Origin of the sequence: Streptomyces lasalocidi (assembly GCF_005280215.1) — a bacterium.
GTDB lineage: Bacteria > Actinomycetota > Actinomycetes > Streptomycetales > Streptomycetaceae > Streptomyces > Streptomyces longwoodensis.
In genome coordinates this window covers 2280310-2300378 of the sequence record NZ_SZNQ01000001.1, presented here as the reverse complement: position 1 = coordinate 2300378, position 20069 = coordinate 2280310, and the positions used below count along the sequence as shown (strand labels likewise).

The window sequence follows — 20069 nt, the reverse complement described above, 5'->3', positions numbered from 1 at the left end:
CTACTCGGCCGGCGCCAGCTCCTCGTGCGGCACGTGGGCCGCGACCAGCCGGCCCCGGCCCGGGGTGCGGCCGCGGTCCACCCCGTAGGCCGCGGCGGCGACGCCGAGGCCGAGGACCGCGAGGGCGGCGCCCGCGAGGGCAGGGGACGTCACCCCGAAGCCGGCCGCGAGGGCGAGGCCGCCGATCCAGGCACCGCCGGCGTTGGCGAGGTTGAAGGCGGCCTGGTTGGCGGAGGAGGCCAGCGAGGGCGCCGCGGACGCCTTCTCCATGACCATCAGCTGCAGCGGCGAGCCGGTGACGAACGCGGCCACGCCCAGCAGCACCACGGCGAGGGCCGCGCTCCAGCCCGCGGACATCAGCAGCGGGAACAGCGCCAGCACCGCCGCCAAGGCCGTCAGGCCGCCGAACAGCGTGCCGCGCAGGGACACGTCCGCGAGCCGCCCGCCGAGCAGGTTGCCGATGGTCGCGCCGACCCCGAACAGCGCCAGCAGCAGGGTCACGCTGCCGTCGGCGAACCCGGCGGCGTCGGTCAGCATCGGCGTGACGTAGCTGTACGCCGAGAACAGCGCGCCGAACCCGGCGACGGTCGTGCCCAGCGCCAGCCACACCGGCAGTGAGCGCAGGGCGGCCAGCTCACCGCGCAGGCCCGTCACCGGGGCGGGCGCGTGGTCGTGCGGGATCAGCGCGGCGAGCGCGGCGATCGCGGCCAGGCCGATCGCGCTCACGCCGAGGAACGTGGCCCGCCAGCCGAGGTGCTGGCCCATGAGCGTGGCCACCGGCACGCCCACGATGTTGGCGACGGTGAGCCCGAGGAACATCAGCGACACGGACCGCGCCTTGCGCTCCGGCGCGACCATCGTGGTCGCCACGACCGCGCCGACGCCGAAGAAGGCGCCGTGCGGCAGCCCGCTGAGGAAGCGGGCGGCGAGCAGGGAGTCGTAGCCGGGCGCGAAGGCGGACAGCGCGTTGCCGGCCACGAACAGGACCATCAGGGAGATCAGCACGGTCCGGCGGGAGGTGCGCGCGGTCACCGCCGCGAGCAGCGGGGCGCCGACGACGACGCCGAGCGCGTACGCGGACACCAGGTGCCCGGCGGTGGGCAGGGAGACGTGCAGGTCGGCCGCGACGTCGGGCAGCAGGCCCATCATCACGAACTCGGTGGTGCCGATGCCGAAGGCACCCACGGCGAGGGCGAGCAGGGCCAGGGGCATGACGGGGTGGGCCTTTCGGGAGAGCGAGCGGACGGCCATCGTATGTTCAATGGCGGAACAAACTCTCCCCGGCTGAGTATTCCGGCCGGTGAAGTCCCGGTTACGCGGCGGTTCTCACGACCCGGATGTGGTCACCTTCACACGCGCCGCCACCGGCAGGTGGTCGCTGCCCGTCCGCGGCAGCGTCCACGACGCCTCCGGCTCCACCCCGCTCACCATGATCTGGTCGATGCGCGCCATCGGGAACGACGCCGGCCAGCTGAACCCGAACCCGCTGCCCGCCGCGCCCTGCGTGGAACGCATCTGCGAGGTCACCGCGTTGAGGGCGCGGTCGTTCATGGTGCCGTTCAGGTCGCCCAGCAGGATCTTGCGGGGCAGCGGCTCGTCGGCGATCGCCTCGCCCAGCGCGTCCGCGCTCTTGTCGCGCTGCCGGGCCGTGAACCCGGCCTCCATCTTCACGCGCACGGACGGCATGTGGGCCACGAACACCGCCACCGGCCCCTCGGGTGTCGCCACGGTCGCCCGCATCGCGCGCGTCCAGCCGAGCTTGATGTCGACCGCCTTGACGCCGCTGAGCGGGTACTTGCTCCACAGCCCGACCGTGCCGACCACCTCGTGGTGCGGGTACGTCGACGCGAGCGCCTTCTCGTACGTGGGCACCGCGGACGCCTTCAGCTCCTCCAGGGCCAGCACGTCCGCGCCGGACGCGGCCACGTCCCGGGCGGTGCGGGCGGGGTCGGGGTTGTCCGCGTTGACGTTGTGCGTGGCCACCATGAGCTCGCCGCCGGAGCCGGTCTTGTCGGTCAGCAGCCCGCCGAACAGGTTCAGCCACACCACCGCGGGCAGCACCACCGCGATCAGCGCGGTGGCCGACCTGCGCACCAGCGCCCCCACCAGCAGCACCGGCACGGCCAGGCCGAGCCAGGGCAGGAACGTCTCGGTGAGGCTGCCGAGGTTGCCGTAGCGGTTCGGGATGCGCGCGTGCGCCGCCATCACCAGGGACAGCGCGAGCGCCAGGGCCGCGAGCACCAGGCCGCGCCGCCAGATCCGCCGGTCGCCGCGCCAGCCGTCCAGGAAGCGGCGGGCCCGGCGTCCGAGCAGGCGCCGGAACCGGGTTCCCCGGCGGTCGGGACCCGAGCCGCCGTTGTCCGTCTCCGTCAAGTACGCCTGCTGCGCCATACCGTCGCCTCACTGCCTGCCGTGCACACCGTACGTCCCCCCGGGGTACGACCCTAGGGGATGATCGGTCTGTTCCTGCCGTCCGGGACGGCCGTACGGGCACGAGGACGAACAGGCCGGTGTCAGGGGTTCCGGATACGGCCGCGGACAAACCGTCTGTGACGGAATCCGCACATTACGGCTGCGGTGCGGGCGAACTGACGGGCCGTAGGCCGTCGAGCAGCAGGTCGACCACCCGGGCCGCGAGGTCCTCGGAGAGGTCGGCCTCCGGGCGCAGGACCACGCGCACCAGCATCGGGCCCACGAAGACGTCGTTCAGCAGGTCCAGGTCCAGGTCGGCGCGGAGTTCGCCGTTCTCCTGGGCCCGGCGCAGGACCTCGACGGCCTTCTGGCGCCGGGGCGCGATGACGAGCTTGTCGTACGCCGCCCAGATCTTGGGGCTGGACTTCATCTGGGCGTGGACGGTGCGCAGCAGGGCGGAGGACTGGTTGGCGACCCCGCGGCGGCGGAACGAGTCGAGCAGCACGACGAGGTCGTCGCGCAGGGAGGTGCCGGGCAGTTCGGGCTCCGCGGGCTCGTAGGCCCGCAGGACGTCGACGAACAGCTCCTCCTTGCCGCTCCAGCGCCGGTAGATCGCGGCCTTGCCGACGCCGGCGGTGCGGGCGATGCGCTCGATGGACACCTCGGCGAGCGGGACGCCCTCCTCCAGGAGCCGCATGGTCCCCTCGATGATGGCGCGCTCCACGGCCTCACTGCGGGGACGGCCCCTGGCCCCAACCGTCACGTTCACTCCCGTCCCTTCGTCGCGCAACCATTGTCACCCGGCGGGCGCGTGCGGGGCGGGGCGGGCCCCCGTCGCCCGCCCCGCCCCGCACCGCCGCCGTCCTACGACTCGGACCGCACCAGCTCCGGCTCCGCGCCCTCCTTCTGCGCCGGGGGCCTGCCCGGCAGGAACGCCGCCACGACCACCGCCCCGATCAGCGCCACGCCCGCGCCCCAGAACGCCGTGACGTGCATGGCGTGCAGGAAGGCGTCGTTGGCCGGGCCGACCAGTCCCTCGCCGCGGGCGCCGAGCTTCGCGGCGACGCCCAGCGTGGCCTCGATGGACTCACCGGCCGCGTCCCGCGCCCCGGCCGGCAGCAGGCCCAGGTGGCCCTCGATGCCGTTGCGGTAGGACGTCGACAGCACCGAGCCGAGCACGGCGATGCCGAGCGCGCCGCCGACCTGCCGGAAGGTGTTGCTGAGCGCGGAGGCCGAGCCGGCCTTCTCGCGCGGCAGCGCCTGCATGATGACGACGCTGGTCGGCGTCATGATGTGCGCCATCCCGGCGCCCATGAAGAAGAACACGACCTCCAGCCACCAGATCGGCGTGTCCGCGTCCAGCGTGCCGAACAGCGCCAGCGTGGCCGTGATGACCAGCATGCCCGCGGTGGTCGTGGCCCGGTTGCCGAACCGGTCGACCACCAGCCGGGCCCGCGGCGCGAAGATCATCTGCGCGGCGGCCAGCGGCAGCATCAGCAGGCCCGTCTGCAGCGGCGAGTACCCGCGCACGCTCTGGGTGTAGAACACCGAGAAGAAGGTCACGCCCATCAGCGCGAAGAACACCAGCGCGATGGCGGCGATCGCGGCCGAGAACACCCGGTTCTTGAAGTACGTGACGTCGATGGACGGGTGATCGCTGCGCTTCTCGAACACCACGAACGCCGCCAGCACCACCAGGCCCGCGCCGATCGTCGCCAGCACGACCGGGTCGGTGAAGTCGGCCAGCTCGCCGCCCTTGATGATGCCGTAGACCAGCAGCACCAGGCCGACCACCGAGAGCACCACGCCCACCGGGTCGATCCGGCCGGGGCGCGGGTCGCGGGAGTCCGGCACCAGCCACACCATCAGCGCGATGGCCAGCACCACGATCGGCACGTTGATGAGGAAGACCGAGCCCCACCAGAAGTGGTCGAGCAGCACACCGCCGGTGATCGGCCCGATGGCGATGGCCAGGCCCACGCCGCCCGCCCAGATGCCGATGGCCTTGGGCTGCTCCTCGCGCTCGAAGACGTTCATCAGGACGGCCAGCGTGGCCGGCATGACGAACGCGGCGCCGAGCGCCATCAGCGCCCGGAAGGCGATCAGCTGCGCCGGCGAGCCGGACTCCGCGGCCAGCGCCGAGCCGATGCCGAACACCGCGAGACCGCCGAGCAGCACCTTCTTGCGGCCGATCCGGTCACCGAGCAGACCGGCGGAGAACAACAGGCCGGCGAAGACCAGGGTGTAGGAGTTGATCGCCCATTCGAGCTCGCTCTGCGACGCGCCGAGGCCCGTGGGGGCCGGAGTCGAGATCGTCTTGATGGCGACGTTGAGGATCGAGTTGTCGAGCACCACGATCAGCAGGCTCAGCATCAGCACGCCGAGGATCGCCCAACGGCGCCGGTGCACGGCCTCCGGGATCCGCTCGGCCGCGGGAGCGGCGGGAGAAGTCATGCGACGATCCTACCGGTATTTCGATACGGAACCGTCTCGTATCGAATGGATTTACCGAGCTCTTACCCGCTCGGGTCTTCCCGGAGCTTCTCCGGACCCCCTCTGGCCCCCCATGGCACGAGGTGCCACCATGGGAGTGGTCCGGGGACGCCGTCAGGGCGCCTCGAGATGACGTAAGGAGCCGTTGCCATGACGCAGCTTCCGGCTGCCCAGAGCGCATCCCAGCAGTCCTCCGACGGCAGCAGGGCGCTGTACGGGGGCAAGAGCACGCGCCGCATCACCGTCCGCGACATCGGCCTCGCCAAGGACCGCGGCGAGAAGTGGCCGATGCTCACCGCCTACGACGCGATGACCGCGTCCGTCTTCGACGAGGCCGGCATCCCGGTGATCCTCGTCGGTGACTCGGCGGGCAACTGCCACCTGGGCTACGAGACCACCGTGCCGGTCACCCTCGACGAGATGACCATGCTGTCCGCGGCCGTCGTCCGCGGCACCAGGCGTTCCCTGATCGTCGGCGACCTGCCCTTCGGGTCCTACCAGGAGGGCCCGGTGCAGGCGCTGCGCTCGGCGACCCGGCTGGTCAAGGAGGCCGGGGTGGGCGCCGTGAAGCTGGAGGGCGGCGAGCGCTCGCACGAGCAGATCCGCCTGCTGGTGGAGTCCGGCATCCCGGTCATGGCCCACATCGGCCTGACCCCGCAGTCCGTGCACGCCATGGGCTACCGCGTCCAGGGCCGGGGCGAGGAGGCGGCCCAGCAGCTCCTGCGCGACGCCAAGGCCGTCCAGGACGCCGGCGCCTTCGCGGTCGTCCTCGAACTGGTCCCGGCCGAGCTGGCCGCCGAGGTCACGCGGGTCCTGCACATCCCGACCGTGGGCATCGGCGCCGGCCCCGAGACCGACGCCCAGGTCCTCGTCTGGACCGACATGCTCGGCCTGACCCCGGGCCGGGTGCCGAAGTTCGTCAAGCAGTACGCCGACCTGCGCGAGGTCATGACCGGAGCGGTCCGCGCCTTCGCCGACGACGTGGTCGGCGGAACGTTCCCCCAGGACGAGCACTCCGTCCACTGAGCCACTGCGGCACGACGAAGCAGCCCGCCGATCTTCCCCCGTCGGCGGGCTGCTTCGTGCGTGCAGGTGAGGACGCTCACTGCTCAAGGCGCGTGACCGTGCCCATCCAGGGGCTACCTCACCGGCGCCAGGACTCCACGTACCCCTTCGCCGGCGAGCCGACGCCCGTCACGTCGTCGTAGCCCTTCACGGCCGACAGCGAGCTGTCCTTGCCGAGGCTGCGCACCGACGTGGCCAGACCGTCCGCCGCGTCGACGCCGTTGACGAAGTCGACGCGGGCCACGGCGAGACCGGAACCCGTCGGGTTGTCCGTCACGTCGTGGTAGACCCGGCTGCCGGCCTTGGCGTAGATCGCCGGGTTGGCGAAGCCGATGGCCTTGCCGCCGCGGGCCTCCGTGGCCAGCGCCTGCACCGCCGCGATCACCGGCGCCGCCAGCGACGTACCGCCGATCCGGTACTCGCTGTACTGCTGCGAGCCGTCGGCGAACGTCTGGGTCTGGCCGACCTTGAAGCCGGTGTTCGGGTCGGCGATCGCCGCGATGTCCGGGACGACGCGGTTGCCGGCGGCGCCGTTGGCCTGGGCGAGCGCGTCCGGGACGACGCCCTTCTGGTAGTAGGGCTCCGCGACGGTCTTGCTGGTGCCGCCGCCCGCGCCGGAGGTGAAGGCGCCGGGGAAGCCCGTCCAGCTCTTGCCGTCGGCCGACAGCGAGGCCTTCTCGGTGCCCCAGCCGGTCTCCCACAGGTACGCGTCGTTCTTGCCGACCGCCAGCGAGGTGCCGCCGACCGCCGTCACCCACGCCGAGTTGGCCGGGGTGTCGACCTGCTTGGTGCCGGTGTTGGCGACCTCGTCGCCGTTGTCGCCGGAGGAGAAGTAGAAGCCGATCCCCTCCACCGCGCCGAACTGGAAGACCTGGTCGTAGGCGGCCGCCAGGTCCGGCGTCTGGTTGGCCTCGATGTCGCCCCAGGAGTTGGAGACGAGGTCGGCCAGGTGGTTGTCGACGACCTTGCTGAGCGAGTCGAGCAGGTCGTCGTCGTAGCAGGACGCGGCGCCGACGTAGGTGACGTTCGCGGCCGGCGCGACCGCGTGCACGGCCTCGACGTCGAGGGTCTCCTCGCCGTACCAGCCGGCCGCCCCGCACTCCTCGGTCTTGGTGTAGTTCTTCGGCAGGACCTGGGTCAGCTGGCCGGTCCTCCAGGCCGCGTCACCGTGCTTCTTCGCGTACGTGGCCGCGTCGAAGGCGATGGTCGGGGAGGCGTACGCGTCCGTGATGGCGATGCGCACGCCCTTGCCGGTGTACGAGCCGGCGCCGTAGGCGGCCCGCAGCTGCTTGCCGGTGTAGCCCTGCACGGCGTACGGGATCTTGGTGCCGTAGGCGTCGGGCAGCGTGGTCGCGATGTTCGAGCCGTAGTACGAGGAGAACGGCCCGGAGTTCTTGAACACGGCGTCCGGCGGCGGCAGCTGGTCCTTGGAGCTCGCCTTGTGCGGGGCGTTGTCCAGGCCCGTCACGGTGAGCACGGCGCCGTCCAGGGCGGCCGGCGCGGAGGCGGCCTTCGCCGGGGCGCGGTAGGTGTGGCCGCCCTTGGCGTAGTTGTGCAGCTGGGTGCCGAACGCCTTCTCGGCGGCGGCGACGTCACCGGTGACGGAGACGTAGTGCTGCGTCACGCCCGTGACCTTCAGACCGGCCGACGCCAGCCACTTCTTGACCGCGGCGACCTGGGCCTTCGTCGCGCCGAAGCGGGCCTGCGCCTGCTTCGCGCCGAGGTACTTGCCGTACGCGGCCGAGTGCGGGTCGGAGACGGCGCGGGCGTAGGCGGCCAGGCCGCGGGCGTCACGGCCGGCGAGGTAGACCCGGGCCGAGACCTGGGCGCTGTCCGCGGTCGCGCCCTTGTCCGCCTTGGTCGTCGCCCACGTCGGCTTGGTCCCGGCCAGCGTGTCGCGGGCCGGGGTGTCCGCGGCCTGCGCCGCGGGTATGCCGAGCGCGAGCGCACCGGCGAGCATCGGCAGCGTCGCTGCCATGCTCACCCCGGCGCGCAGCGCGGCGCGGTTGGATCTCATGGGACCCCCTGAGTGCGGTTGGGTCGAGTGGATCACTCGGTCCGGCCACTCTCGCGATGAACCGTTCATGCCAGGGGAATGGGCGTCCCAAGAAGAGCCCAAGCGACCACCGCTTGTGCGCATTTGTCGGACACGTCCGTGAAGTCGAGGGAAAACCCTACGACTTGGCGCGCGCGGGGTTCCGGGAACTCACGGACGCGGTGCCGCGCCCCGCTCCTCGAGCATCCCCGTCATCAGGTCGATCTCGGACTGCTGCGCGTCGACCATGCCCTGCGCGAGCCGCTTCTCCGCCCCCACCGTGCACCGGGCCGCACAGCCCTCGGCCATGTGGATGCCGCCCTTGTGGTGGGCCGTCATCAACTGGAGGTAGAACACCTCGGCCTGACGGCCGTTCAGCGAACCGAGCTTCCTCATCTCGGTGTCGGTCGCCATGCCCGGCATCAGCGCGCCGTCCTCGCCGGCCGGCATCCGGCCCATGCCCATCCAGGTCATCGGCGGCTTCGACGACACCTTCGGCAACCCCCACAGGTCCAGCCAGCCCAGCAGCATGCCGCGCTGGTTGGCCTGCGTCTGCGCGATGTCGTAGGCGAGCCGGCGCACGTCCGCGTCGGTGGTGCGGTCGCGCACCACGTACGACATCTCCACGGCCTGCTGGTGGTGCACCGCCATGTCCCGGGCGAACCCGGCATCGGCCGAGTCGGCGGCGGGCGGCCGCACGCCCGAGCCGTCGTCCCCGGCGACGGCGGAATAGGTGACGGCCCCCGCGGCGAGGAGCACCCCCGCCACCGCGACGGCCACCGACGCGTACCTCACTGCGACAGACCGCCGGTGCACGCCGCGCCCGGCTCGGGCGTCTGCGCGCCCTGCACGAACTTCTCGAAGAACGCCCCCACGGCCGGGTCGCCCGCGCCGCTCACCGCGCGCTGGTGGCCCCAGGCGGTCAGCATGATCGGCTGGGCCTGGTCGTCGTCCGGGCTCATCAGCGTGTACGGCGTGCTGCGCACCTTCGCGGCGAGCGCGTCCACGTCCGCCTTGGCCGCCTTGCCGGTGTACGTCACCCACACCGCCCCGTGCTCCAGGGAGTGCACGGCGTTCATGGGGTTGAGGGACTTGGTGTAGACGTTGCCGTTGCAGTTCATCCAGACCTGCGCGTGGTCGCCGCCGACCGGGGGCTCCATCGGGTACGACACCTTCTTGGTGACGTGGGTGCGGCCGAGCTTGCCCTGCCACGTGCGGACCCCGTCGGAGCCGGTGACGAAGCGGTCGCCGCCCTTGCCGTCGGCGGACGCCGAGGCAGCGGAGTCCTTGTCGTCGTCGGAGCGCGCCTGCACGACGACGACGGCGCCCACCACGAGCGCGGCCACCGCGACGACGCTGCCCGCGATCACCAGGATCCGGTTGCGCCGCTCACGCGCCTTCTCCGCGCGCCGCATCTCCTCTATGCGCGCGGTGCGCGCCGCGCTGCTGCTGCTCTTGGCGGAACCCATGGATGACGTCCTTCTGGGGGCGAGGGGGACGGGACGGGTGGGGCCCGCTGATCGTAGGCGACGGACGGGATTCGTCGTAGGGGGCCCGGGGCCCGCCGGCCGGGCCCGGCGGCTGTGCCGTGCAACGATCCCGCCGTCACCCGCCCCCGGCCGGGGTCCGCCGTTACGGATGTCGGTGCGAGCAGGCAAGATGGGCGCAGTGCGGTACACCCGCCGTACGCGGGGCGTTCACACCGGGTTCGGTCGGCCGATCATGGTGCGCAACGCGCGTGAAATGGTGTTGTGGTGGGATGCTCAGGTGCGCGACCGCCTCCCGTGGCGCGGGAGCCAGGCGGCCTGACCAGCAAGGATGGGGAAGCGGAAGATGGACAAGCAGCAGGAGTTCGTACTCCGGACCTTGGAGGAGCGCGACATCCGGTTCGTACGCCTGTGGTTCACGGACGTGCTGGGCTTCCTCAAGTCCGTCGCCGTGGCCCCGGCCGAGCTGGAGCAGGCCTTCGACGAGGGCATCGGCTTCGACGGCTCCGCGATCGAGGGCTTCGCCCGCGTGCACGAGTCCGACATGATCGCCAAGCCCGACCCGTCCACCTTCCAGATCCTGCCCTGGCGCGCCGAGGCCCCCGGCACGGCCCGGATGTTCTGCGACATCCTCATGCCCGACGGCTCGCCCTCCTTCGCCGACCCGCGCTACGTCCTCAAGCGCGCCCTGGCCCGCGCGAGCGACCTCGGCTTCACCTTCTACACCCACCCCGAGATCGAGTTCTTCCTGCTGAAGGACCGGCCGCTGGACGGCTCCCGGCCGACCCCCGCCGACAACTCCGGCTACTTCGACCACACCCCGCAGAACATCGGCATGGACTTCCGCCGCCAGGCCATCACCATGCTGGAGTCGATGGGCATCTCGGTGGAGTTCTCCCACCACGAGGGCGCCCCCGGCCAGCAGGAGATCGACCTGCGCTACGCCGACGCGCTGTCCACCGCGGACAACGTCATGACGTTCCGCCTGGTCATGAAGCAGGTGGCGCTGGAGCAGGGCGTCCACGCGACGTTCATGCCGAAGCCGTTCTCCGAGCACCCCGGCTCGGGCATGCACACCCACCTCTCCCTCTTCGAGGGCGACCGCAACGCGTTCTACGAGTCCGGCGCCGAGTACCAGCTCTCCAAGGTCGGCCGCTCCTTCATCGCCGGCCTGCTCAAGCACGCGGCGGAGATCTCGGCCGTCACCAACCAGTGGGTCAACTCCTACAAGCGCATCTGGGGCGGCACGGAGCGCACCGCGGGGGCGGGCGGCGAGGCCCCGTCGTACATCTGCTGGGGCCACAACAACCGCAGCGCCCTGGTCCGCGTCCCGATGTACAAGCCCGGCAAGACCGGCTCCGCGCGCGTGGAGGTCCGCTCCCTGGACTCCGGCGCCAACCCCTACCTGGCGTACGCCCTCCTGCTGGCCGCCGGCCTCAAGGGCATCGAGGAGGGCTACGAGCTCCCGCCGGGCGCCGAGGACGACGTCTGGGCCCTCTCCGACGCGGAACGCCGCGCCATGGGCATCGAACCCCTCCCGCAGAACCTCGGCGAGGCCCTGGCCCTGATGCAGCGCAGCGACCTGGCCGCGGAGACCCTGGGCGAACACGTCTTCGACTTCTTCCTGCGCAACAAGAAGCAGGAGTGGGAGGAGTACCGGTCCGAGGTGACCGCCTTCGAGCTGCGGAAGAGCTTGCCGGTGCTGTGAAGCGCGGCCCGGAGGGGTCGTTACCCTCCGGGCATGGATCTTCGCGAAGAACGTGCGGGTGACCGGCAGGCCGTGCGGGACCTCCACCTGGAGGCGTTCGGCGACCACGGCCTCGTCGTCGCCGACCTGGTCGACACCCTGCGGGGCACCCTCACTCCCGAGGACGGTCTCTCGCTGGTCGCCGAGCGTGACGGGCAGGTCGTCGGGCACGTCATGTTCACCCGCAGCCTGCTCGACGCGCCCCGCCGGCTGGTCGACGTGCAGGTCCTCAGCCCCTTGGCCGTGACGCCCGAACTGCACCAGCGGGGCATCGGCTCGGCCCTGGTGCGGTACGGACTGGGGGTCCTCGCCGAGCGGGGTGTCCCGCTCGTCTTCCTGGAGGGCGATCCGGGCTACTACGCCCGCTTCGGCTTCGTGCCCGGTGGTGACCTGGGATTTCGCAAGCCGTCCCTGCGCATCCCGGACGGCGCCTTCCAGGTGCTCAGGTTCCCGGGGCACGAGCCCTGGATGACGGGCACGCTGGTCTACGCCGAGCCGTTCTGGCGCCACGACGCGGTCGGCTTGCGCGACCCCGACGCCTGAGGACGCCGGCGCCTGCGGTCACTGGCGCACGGCTTCCCTCGTCTCCTGGCGTGGGCCCGGGGTGTGGGTCTCTTCCGGGCGGAGGCACTCGATCGCGTAGTCGCCCGTGTCCGGGGCGATCGTCACGCCGTGGGTCTCGCTGCCGAAGCCCGGGAAGTGGCGGTCGAAGGACTCCAGGGCCGTGAGGTAGCGCAGGAGGGGGCCGTCGGGGGTGCCCGTGCTCTCGCCGGGCATCAGGACCGGGATGCCGGGCGGGGTGACCGTGACCATCGCGGCCGCCACCCGGTGCGCCGCGTCCGCCACCCGGACCCGTTCCGTGCCGCCGCGCACCAGGCGCTGGTAGCACAGCTGCGGTGGGACGACCGGCTCCGGCAGCCGCTGGAACGCCGCGTCCAGCAGTTCCACCAGGCGGATCTCGCGCAGGTGGTCGTGCATCTGGTGGCAGAGGTCGCGCAGGGTCAGGCCCGCGTAGCGGCCGGGGTGCGCCGCGGCCTGTGCCGGCAGGACGCGCTCCAGGGGCGCGGCGCCGTCGTACAGCGCCTTGAAGTCCATCAGCGCGTCCAGGAGCGTCCCCCACTTGCCCTTCGTGATGCCCATCGAGAACAGCACCAGCGCCGTGTAGCTGTCCGTCTTCTCCACCACGATGTTCCGGGTGGCCAGGTACGCCGTGAGGATCCGCGCCGGGATGCCCGTGCCGGCCGTCCCACCGGTCGCGGTCATCCCCGGGCAGGTCAGCGTGACCTTGATCGGGTCCAGCATGCAGTAGCCCTCGGCCAGCCCCGGGAAGCCGTGCCAGTCGGCGCCCGGCTCCAGGGTCCAGCACGACGGATCCGTGGACAGCAGCTCCGGCGGGGCCTCGTCGAACGGCAGCCGCTCGCCGCTCGCCGGGTCCATGACCGTCTCCGGCTGCCACACCCCGAAGAACCACGGCGGCCGATCCCCGGCGGCCGCGATCCGCCGCCCGATCCGTACCATCTCCTGGCGGAACCGCACCGCCTCGGTCACCGCCTCGTCGAGCAGCCACCGGCCCTGCGGCCCGTCCATCATCGCCGTGGCCACGTCCAGCGAGGCGATCATCGGGTACAGCGGCGACGTGGTGCCGTGCATCATCAGCGCCTCGTTGAACCGGTCGTGCTCCACCGGCGCCCGCGGCGCGGGCCGCACGTGCACCATCGCGCTCTGCGACAGCGCCGCCAGCAGCTTGTGCGTGGACTGGGTGGCGAACACCGTCGGCCGGTCCGGGCCCGGGAAGCTCTCCTCGTCCACCGACATGCCGTACCGGCCCGCGTACAGCGGGTGGAAGCGGGCGTACGCGAACCACGCCTCGTCGAAGTGCAGCCGCGGCGTGCTCGCGGCGAAGGCGCGCGCCGTGGCGGCCGCGTCGTAACACAGGCCGTCGTACGTCGAGTTGGTGAACACCGCGTACTGCGGGCGTGGCGACACCGCCCCCTCCGTCAGCGGGTGCGCGGCGATCCGCGCCGCGACCGCGTCCGCCGCCAGTTCCGCCGGGGGCAACGGGCCCGCCAGGCCGTAGCCGTTGCGGGTGGGCACCAGGTACACCGGGCGCGCCCCGGACACCACCAGGCCGTGCAGCACCGACTTGTGGCAGTTGCGGTCCACCAGCGCGATCTCGTCGCGCGTGACGCTGAAGTGGCCCACCAGTCGGTTGCAGGTGGAGTCGCCGTGCAGCACGAAGTACGTGTGGTCGGAGCCGAAGACCCGCGCCGCGTTGCGCTCCGCCTCGCCGATCGGGCCGGTGTGTTCGAACAGCGAGCCCAGTTCCTCCACCGAGATCGACAGGTCGCTGCGCAGCAGCCGTTCGCCGAAGTAGTCGTGGAAGGCGCGCCCCGCGGGCGACTTGAGGAACGCGACGCCACCGGAGTGGGCCGGCGTGTGCCAGGAGTACTCGTGCGCGTCGTCGAAACGGCGCAACGCCCGGAAGAACGGCGGCAGTACGGCCTCCCGGTAGGCGCGGGCCGCCGTCGTGATCCGGCCCGCGATGAACCCGGGGGTGTCCTCCAGCGGCCAGACGTAGCCCACCACCGTCTCCGACACCCACAGCGGCAGGTCCCGCACGTCGTCGCCGGCCATCACCAGGAACACCGGCAGGTCCTGGAAGCGGCGGCCCACCTGCCGCAGCACGGCCGCCCCGCCGGGTCCGTCCGCGCGGTCCCGGTCGTGGGCGTCCGGACGGTTCCCGCCGTGGGCGTCCGGGCCGTCGCCCCGGCGCCGGTCGTCGGGCAGGTCCCAGGCCACCAGCGCCGCGGCCAGCCCCGCCTCGGTGCGCAGCACCGCCTCGGCGTCGCCGGCCGTCACCGCCCAGCGCACCTCGTACCCCGCCGCCTCGATCGCGTCCCGCAGGGCCCGCAGTTGCTGGGCCGCCGCGCCCTCGTCCCGGGGGTGTTCCCGTACCGCGATCAGGACCCTGCTGTCGGTCATGCCGCCCCCTCGCCCTGGCGACCGGGTGCCGCCCCGGCCAGTGTCCGACGCGGTGCCGGCACGAGGGCCGGACGGCGCGGCAAACCACCCCCAGGAGGGAGCGACGCGTCCCCGGGTTGACCGACCGGCCCGCGGCTTCCCCCCTGCTCCGGCGCTGCGGGCTCCCGGTGACCCGCCGCCCGTCACTCCCGCCGGGACGCCAGGTCCGCCAGCACCCGGTGCAGCGGCTCGGTGGCCCGGCGCCGGTACTCCTGGACCGACCAGCCGTTGCCGTCCGGGTCCCTGAAGTACATGAACGTGGCGCCGTCGTCCGGGGCGTACCGCACCGGCTCCGACACCTCCAGGCCGCGCCCGGTCAACTCCGCGCGCGCCGCCTCGATGTCGGCCACGCACAACTGCAGGCCCTGGTAGGAGCCGGGCGCCGGGCGCGGGCCGCCCGCCATCTCCCAGATGCTGTCGCCGAGCGCGATCGAACAGCCCGAGCCCGGCGGCGTCAGCTGCACGATCCTCATGCCCGGCACGACCTCCTGGTCGACGTCCACGTGGAAGCCGACCCGGTCCCGGTAGAAGTCACGGGCACGGTCGATGTCGCTCACGGGCAGCGGGATCACTTCGAGCGAGAAATCCATGACGGTCCTCCAAGGCGAGCGGTGCCGACGGGTCGTCGCGTCGGGGCACGACCCTCCCCGACTCACCGAAGCCCAGAAACCCGCGCCGCGCCAGCGCACGGCACGGACGTCCCGCGCCGCCGTCCGCCGCCCGCCCGCCCAACGCATGCCGCATCAGCGCCCGTCGGGGTACCCGCGCCCCATGGGTGACATCCTGGTGGGCACGTGTTCCTGGACCGACAAGGCGCTGGTGGCCAGCGGCTGGTACCCGCGCGGCCGGCGCGACGCCGAGGGGCGGCTGCGGCACTACGCCGAGTGGTTCCCCGTGGTCGAGGCGGACTCGCCGTACTACGCGCTGCCCAGCCCGCTCACCACCCGCCGCTGGGCCGAGCGCACCCCCGACGGCTTCCGCTTCGACGTCAAGGCGTTCTCGCTGCTCACCGGCCACCCCACCCGGCCCGCCGCGCTGCCCGCCGACCTGCGGTCCGCCCACGCCCGGTCGGCGGCGCGCGACCCGGGGCTGCTGGACGAGGTCTGGGCCCGGTACGCCGAGGCCGTCGAGCCCCTGCGCGCCGCCGGGCGGCTGGGCACCCTGCTCTTTCAGTACCCGCCGTCCCTCCTCCCCGGCCCCGAGGCCGAACGCTCCCTGCGCGCGGCCCGCGAACGGGCCCGGGACTGGCCCTTCGCCGTGGAGTTCCGCCACCCGGCCTGGTGGGCGGGGGAGCAGGCCGCCGCCACGGCCGCCCTCCTCGCCGACCTCGACGCCACCGCCGTGGCCGTCGACACGGCCCAGGGCCTGCCCACCTCCATGCCGCCCGTGACCCCCGTGACGGCGCCCGGCCCGGCCGTCGTCCGCTTCCACGGCCGCAGCGAGCACTGGGGGACCGGCAGCAAGGAGGACCGCTTCCGCCACGAGTACACCGAGGACGAGCTGACCGCGTGGCTGCCCCGGATCCACGCCCTGGCGTCCCGCGCGCGGGAGACCCACGTGCTGTTCAACAACTGCTGCGCGGACGCGGCGGTCCGCGCGGCCGGCCTCATGCAGCGCCTCCTGGGGGCCCGCGTCCCGCACCCGGCGGAGCAGCCCACCCTGCCCTTCCCCGACGACTTCCCCGAGGACCCCACCCCGCCCGCCACCCCGCGCCCCACGTCCCCCGTCACCCCGGTCGCCCCCCACCGGTCCCGCCCCCGCGACGGAGCGCCCCGCTCCGCGGCCGGTTAGGCTCTGGCCAGAACGACCCACAGCCGAGGGGAGCCCGCACATGACGGCGCCGGGGCGCAGGAGCAGTACGTTCACACGGCTGCTGCGGCACGGTTTCACCGACCCCTCCGCCGCCGAGCGCCTGCTGGCCGGCGAGGAGCTGACCGAGGTCCGCAGCGACCCGGTGCTGCTGGAGGCCCTGGGCGCCACCGCCGACCCCGACCTGGCCCTGGGCGGCCTCGTACGGCTGCTGGAGGCCCAGCCGGACCCCGGCGCGCGCCGCGGGCTGCTCGACACGCTGATCGCGGCCAAGCCGCTGCGCGACCGGCTGCTCGGCGTGCTGGGCGCCTCCGCGGCGCTCGGCGACCACCTGGCCCGGCACCCGCACGACTGGCAGGCCCTGGTCACCTACGAGCCGCAGGACCTGCACCCCGGCGTCACCGAGTTCGAGCGCGGGCTGGCCGGGGCCGACGACCCGGTGTCGCTGCGGGTCGCCTACCGGCGCTGCCTGCTGTCCATCGCGGCGCGGGACGTGTGCGGCACCACCGACGTGGCGGAGACCGCCGCCGAGCTCGCCGACCTCGCCACCGCCACGCTGCGCGCCGCCCTCGCGCTGGCCCGGGCCGCCGCGCCCGACGACGCGGCGCTGTGCCGGCTCGCGGTCGTCGCGATGGGCAAGTGCGGCGGCCACGAGCTGAACTACGTCTCCGACGTCGACGTCATCTTCGTCGGCGAGGCCGTCGAGGGCGCCGACGAGGACAAGGCGCTGCGCGCGGCCACCCGGCTCGCCTCGCACCTGATGCGGATCTGCTCGGAGACCACCGTCGAGGGGTCGATCTGGCCGGTCGACGCCAACCTGCGCCCCGAGGGACGCAACGGCCCCCTGGTGCGCACCCTCAGCAGCCACGTCGCCTACTACCAGCGCTGGGCCAAGACCTGGGAGTTCCAGGCGCTGCTCAAGGCCCGCCCGGTGGCCGGCGACCCGGAGCTCGGCGCGGCGTACCTGGCCGCGCTGCAGCCGCTGGTGTGGCAGGCGGCCGAGCGGGAGAACTTCGTCGCCGACGTGCAGAAGATGCGCCGCCGGGTGGTGGAGAACATCCCCGTCTCCGAGGTCGACCGCGAGCTGAAGCTCGGCCCGGGCGGGCTGCGGGACGTCGAGTTCGCCGTGCAGCTCCTGCAGTTGGTGCACGGCCGCACCGACGCGTCGCTGCGCAGCGCCACCACGCTGAAGGCGCTCCAGGCCCTCGCCGACGGCGGGTACGTGGGCCGGGCCGACGCCGTGCAGCTCGACGAGGCGTACCGCTTCCTGCGCACCATGGAGCACCGCATCCAGCTGTACCGGCTGCGCCGCACCCACCTCGTCCCCGAGGACGAGGCCGACCAGCGGCGCCTGGGCCGCAGCCTCGGGCTGCGCACCGACCCGGTGGCCGGGCTCAACCGGGAGTGGAAGCGGCACGCCTCCGTCGTACGCCGGCTGCACGAGAAGCTGTTCTACCGGCCGTTGCTCGACGCCGTTGCCCAACTGGCGTCCGGAGAAGCGCGATTGAGCGCCGTGGCGGCGCGCGAGCGGCTGGTCGCGCTCGGGTACGCCGACCCGGCGTCCGCGCTGCGGCACCTGGAGGCCCTGGCGTCGGGCGTCACCCGCAAGGCGGCCATCCAGCGCACGCTGCTGCCGGTGCTGCTCGGCTGGTTCGCGGACTCCGCCGACCCGGACGCGGGACTGCTCAACTTCCGCAAGGTGTCGGACGCGTTGGGCAAGACGCCCTGGTACCTGCGGCTGCTGCGGGACGAGGGGGCGGCCGCCGAGAACCTGGCGCGGGTGCTGTCGGCGGGCCGGCTCGCCCCCGACCTGCTGATGCGCGCCCCGGAGGCGGTGGCGCTGCTCGGCGACGGCGACGGCCGCTCGGGCAGCGGCCTCGAACCGCGCGAGCGGCCCCCGCTGGAGCAGGAGATACTGGCCACCGTGCGCCGCGCGGCGGGCGCCGAGCAGGCGGTCACCGGGGTCCGTGGCGTGCGCCGCCGCGAGCTGTTCCGCACGGCGGCCGGCGACATCGTCAGCTCCTACGGCACCGAGACCCAGCCCGCCGAGGCCGACCAGGGCGCCCTGGTGGACCGGGTCGGCGCCGCCGTCTCCGACCTCACCGCGGCCACGCTCGCGGGCACCCTGCGCGCCGTGGTGCGGGAGGGCTGGGGCGACGACCTGCCGACCCGGTTCGCGATCATCGGCATGGGCCGGTTCGGCGGGCACGAGCTGGGCTACGGCTCCGACGCCGACGTGATCTTCGTGCACGAGCCGCGGGAGGGCGTCGAGGAGCGGGAGGCGTCCGAGGCCGCGAACCGCGTCGTCGCCGAGATGCGCCGGCTGCTGCAGCTGCCGAGCGCCGACCCGCCGCTGCTGATCGACGCCGACCTGCGGCCCGAGGGCAAGTCCGGGCCGCTGGTGCGCACCCTGAAGTCGTACGCCGCGTACTACCGGCGCTGGTCCCTGGTGTGGGAGGCGCAGGCGCTGCTGCGGGCCGAGCCGGTGGCCGGCGACGAGGAGCTGGGCCGGCGCTTCGTCGAGCTGATCGACCCGCTGCGCTACCCCGCCGACGGTCTCGGTGACGACGCGGTCCGCGAGATCCGGCGTCTGAAGGCCCGCATGGAGTCCGAGCGGATGCCGCGCGGCGCCGACCCGAAGCTGCACACCAAGCTGGGACCGGGCGGTCTGTCCGACGTGGAGTGGACCGTGCAGCTGCTGCAGATGCGGCACGGGAGCACCCGGCCGGGCCTGCGCACCACCCGCACCCGGGCGGCGCTCGCGGCGGCGCGGGAGGCCGGTCTGATCGAGGCGGAGCACGCCGGGACGCTCGACGAGGCGTGGGTCCTGGCGACCCGGGTCCGCAACGCCGTGATGCTGGTGCGGGGCCGGGCGGGCGACACGTTCCCCTCGGAGCCGCGCGAGCTGGCCGCGGTGGGCCGCTACCTGGGCTACGGCCCCGGCCACGTCGGCGAGCTCCTGGACGCCTACCGCCGTACGACCCGCCGGGCGCGGACCGTCGTGGACGAGCTGTTCTACGGGGCCTGACCCCGGCGCCGCGCACGCGACGGTCCGGGGCCGGGCGGCTCCGTACGGGACGGCACCGTGCGGGGCAGCCGCTGGGGGAGGGCGCCGTACCACAGCGCGGAGACCGCGCAGCCGAAGGCGAGGCAGAGGACGCCGCCGACCGCGTCCAGCCAGAAGTGGTTGGCGGTGGCGACGATGACCACCAGGGTCAGCACCGGGTAGAGCAGGCTGAGCACCCGCACCCAGGGCACGCGGACCAGGGCGAAGAGCGTCAGGCCGCACCACAGGGACCAGCCGATGTGCATCGACGGCATCGCGGCGTACTGGTTGGACATGTTCTTCAGGTCGCCGGAGGCCATCGAGCCCCACGTGCGGTGGGCCAGGACCGTGTCGACGAAGCCGGAGCCGTTCATCAGCCGGGGCGGGGCGAGCGGATACAGGTAGTAACCGACCAGGGCCACGGCCGTGGTGGCGAACAGCACCGTCCGGGCCGCCGCGTACCGGCCCGGGTGACTGCGGTACAGCCACACCAGGACACCCAGCGTCACCACGAAGTGCAGTGTGGCGTAGTAGTAGTTCATGCCCACGATCAGCCAGGTCACCGAGTTCACGGCGTGGTTGACCGACTGCTCGACGGCCAGGCCGAGATGGTGCTCCAGGGCCCAGACCCGGTCGGCGTTGCGCAGCGCCTCGTGCTTCTGCTCGGGCACGGCGTTGCGGATCAGTGAGTACGTCCAGTAACTGACCGCGATCAGCAGGACCTCGAACCAGAGCCGGGGCCGGCGCGGTGTGCGCAGCCGGTACAGCGGCCCACGCCGGTCCGGGACCGTGACGGGGTGCCGAACGACCTCCTCACGGCCTTCCGGAGACGTCACGGTCGGTTCACCCATGGACACAGAGTCTGCCAGAAAAGCCTTCCGCCCCTGATCATCCCCCGGCCGGGTCCCGGCCGCACGTTCTCCACAGTGCGCGGGACGGCGCCGAGGCGCCGCG

At 73.1% G+C, this 20069-nt stretch carries 15 protein-coding genes; 5 read left to right on the top strand and 10 right to left on the bottom strand.

From position 1 onward, the window contains the following. From E4U91_RS10290 to E4U91_RS10275, 4 genes are all read right to left on the bottom strand, one after another. Entirely contained in the window at nt 1-1212 is a 1212-nt protein-coding gene (locus E4U91_RS10290) for an MFS transporter (protein WP_137310753.1), read from the bottom strand. 114 nt (nt 1213-1326) lie between these two features. After that, nucleotides 1327-2391 (bottom strand): endonuclease/exonuclease/phosphatase family protein, encoded by a 1065-nt coding sequence (locus tag E4U91_RS10285; RefSeq protein WP_137306572.1) that lies wholly within the window; start codon nt 2389-2391, stop codon nt 1327-1329. Between the two features lie 175 nt (nt 2392-2566). Beyond that, nucleotides 2567-3136, bottom strand: coding sequence for a TetR/AcrR family transcriptional regulator (locus E4U91_RS10280; RefSeq protein WP_277755283.1), 570 nt, complete (start codon nt 3134-3136; stop codon nt 2567-2569). A gap of 140 nt (nt 3137-3276) precedes the next feature. Continuing rightward, nucleotides 3277-4866, bottom strand: a complete 1590-nt coding sequence (locus E4U91_RS10275; protein WP_137306571.1) for an MFS transporter — start codon at nt 4864-4866, stop codon at nt 3277-3279. Nucleotides 4867-5055: 189 nt separating this feature from the next. On the opposite strand from E4U91_RS10275, the gene panB reads away from it, so the two are divergent. Then, nucleotides 5056-5931 (top strand): 3-methyl-2-oxobutanoate hydroxymethyltransferase, encoded by an 876-nt coding sequence (panB, locus tag E4U91_RS10270; protein ID WP_137306570.1) that lies wholly within the window; start codon nt 5056-5058, stop codon nt 5929-5931. A gap of 118 nt (nt 5932-6049) precedes the next feature. On the opposite strand, the gene E4U91_RS10265 is transcribed toward panB, so the two are convergent. The 3 genes from E4U91_RS10265 to E4U91_RS10255 all read right to left on the bottom strand — a co-directional run bounded on the left by E4U91_RS10265 (nt 6050) and on the right by E4U91_RS10255 (nt 9474). Beyond that, nucleotides 6050-7987: a S53 family peptidase gene (locus tag E4U91_RS10265; protein ID WP_137306569.1), complete on the bottom strand. Its 1938-nt coding sequence runs from the start codon at nt 7985-7987 to the stop codon at nt 6050-6052. A gap of 189 nt (nt 7988-8176) precedes the next feature. Continuing rightward, complete coding sequence (locus E4U91_RS10260; protein ID WP_137306568.1) at nt 8177-8785, bottom strand: DUF305 domain-containing protein; 609 nt, start codon at nt 8783-8785, stop codon at nt 8177-8179. Between the two features lie 11 nt (nt 8786-8796). Beyond that, nucleotides 8797-9474 (bottom strand): DUF3105 domain-containing protein, encoded by a 678-nt coding sequence (locus tag E4U91_RS10255; RefSeq protein ID WP_137306567.1) that lies wholly within the window; start codon nt 9472-9474, stop codon nt 8797-8799. 364 nt (nt 9475-9838) lie between these two features. Between E4U91_RS10255 and glnA the strand changes: the two genes are divergently transcribed. Then, on the top strand, nt 9839-11200 hold the full coding sequence (gene glnA, locus E4U91_RS10250; protein ID WP_067231507.1) for a type I glutamate--ammonia ligase: 1362 nt from the start codon (nt 9839-9841) through the stop codon (nt 11198-11200). 33 nt (nt 11201-11233) lie between these two features. Continuing rightward, nucleotides 11234-11782 (top strand): GNAT family N-acetyltransferase, encoded by a 549-nt coding sequence (locus E4U91_RS10245; RefSeq protein ID WP_137306566.1) that lies wholly within the window; start codon nt 11234-11236, stop codon nt 11780-11782. 18 nt (nt 11783-11800) lie between these two features. Here the strand turns inward: E4U91_RS10245 and E4U91_RS10240 are convergent, their stop codons facing one another. Continuing rightward, nucleotides 11801-14221, bottom strand: coding sequence for an Orn/Lys/Arg family decarboxylase (locus E4U91_RS10240; protein WP_137306565.1), 2421 nt, complete (start codon nt 14219-14221; stop codon nt 11801-11803). A gap of 182 nt (nt 14222-14403) precedes the next feature. Then, nucleotides 14404-14850, bottom strand: a complete 447-nt coding sequence (locus tag E4U91_RS10235; RefSeq protein ID WP_137306564.1) for a VOC family protein — start codon at nt 14848-14850, stop codon at nt 14404-14406. 181 nt (nt 14851-15031) lie between these two features. On the opposite strand from E4U91_RS10235, the gene E4U91_RS10230 reads away from it, so the two are divergent. Beyond that, a complete protein-coding gene (locus tag E4U91_RS10230; RefSeq protein WP_137306563.1) occupies nt 15032-16051 on the top strand; it encodes a DUF72 domain-containing protein in 1020 nt (339 codons plus the stop codon). Nucleotides 16052-16091: 40 nt separating this feature from the next. After that, nucleotides 16092-19097 carry a bifunctional [glutamine synthetase] adenylyltransferase/[glutamine synthetase]-adenylyl-L-tyrosine phosphorylase gene (locus E4U91_RS10225; protein WP_137306562.1) on the top strand — a complete coding sequence of 1002 codons (3006 nt, stop codon included), beginning with the start codon at nt 16092-16094 and terminating at the stop codon, nt 19095-19097. Here the strand turns inward: E4U91_RS10225 and E4U91_RS10220 are convergent. Continuing rightward, nucleotides 19085-19966, bottom strand: a complete 882-nt coding sequence (locus E4U91_RS10220; RefSeq protein ID WP_137306561.1) for a phosphatase PAP2 family protein — start codon at nt 19964-19966, stop codon at nt 19085-19087. The genes E4U91_RS10225 and E4U91_RS10220 overlap by 13 nt on opposite strands. Nucleotides 19967-20069 lie beyond the last annotated feature (103 nt).

Coding starts and splice junctions, on each gene's coding strand:
- panB (WP_137306570.1), top strand. CDS start 5,056: ATGACGCAGCTTCCGGCTGCCCAGAGCGCATCCCAGCAGTCCTCCGAC.
- E4U91_RS10290 (WP_137310753.1), bottom strand. CDS start 1,212: ATGCCCCTGGCCCTGCTCGCCCTCGCCGTGGGTGCCTTCGGCATCGGC.
- E4U91_RS10255 (WP_137306567.1), bottom strand. CDS start 9,474: ATGGGTTCCGCCAAGAGCAGCAGCAGCGCGGCGCGCACCGCGCGCATA.
- E4U91_RS10240 (WP_137306565.1), bottom strand. CDS start 14,221: ATGACCGACAGCAGGGTCCTGATCGCGGTACGGGAACACCCCCGGGAC.
- E4U91_RS10265 (WP_137306569.1), bottom strand. CDS start 7,987: ATGAGATCCAACCGCGCCGCGCTGCGCGCCGGGGTGAGCATGGCAGCG.
- E4U91_RS10245 (WP_137306566.1), top strand. CDS start 11,234: ATGGATCTTCGCGAAGAACGTGCGGGTGACCGGCAGGCCGTGCGGGAC.
- E4U91_RS10225 (WP_137306562.1), top strand. CDS start 16,092: ATGACGGCGCCGGGGCGCAGGAGCAGTACGTTCACACGGCTGCTGCGG.
- glnA (WP_067231507.1), top strand. CDS start 9,839: ATGGACAAGCAGCAGGAGTTCGTACTCCGGACCTTGGAGGAGCGCGAC.
- E4U91_RS10275 (WP_137306571.1), bottom strand. CDS start 4,866: ATGACTTCTCCCGCCGCTCCCGCGGCCGAGCGGATCCCGGAGGCCGTG.
- E4U91_RS10230 (WP_137306563.1), top strand. CDS start 15,032: ATGGGTGACATCCTGGTGGGCACGTGTTCCTGGACCGACAAGGCGCTG.
- E4U91_RS10220 (WP_137306561.1), bottom strand. CDS start 19,966: ATGGGTGAACCGACCGTGACGTCTCCGGAAGGCCGTGAGGAGGTCGTT.
- E4U91_RS10235 (WP_137306564.1), bottom strand. CDS start 14,850: ATGGATTTCTCGCTCGAAGTGATCCCGCTGCCCGTGAGCGACATCGAC.
- E4U91_RS10285 (WP_137306572.1), bottom strand. CDS start 2,391: ATGGCGCAGCAGGCGTACTTGACGGAGACGGACAACGGCGGCTCGGGT.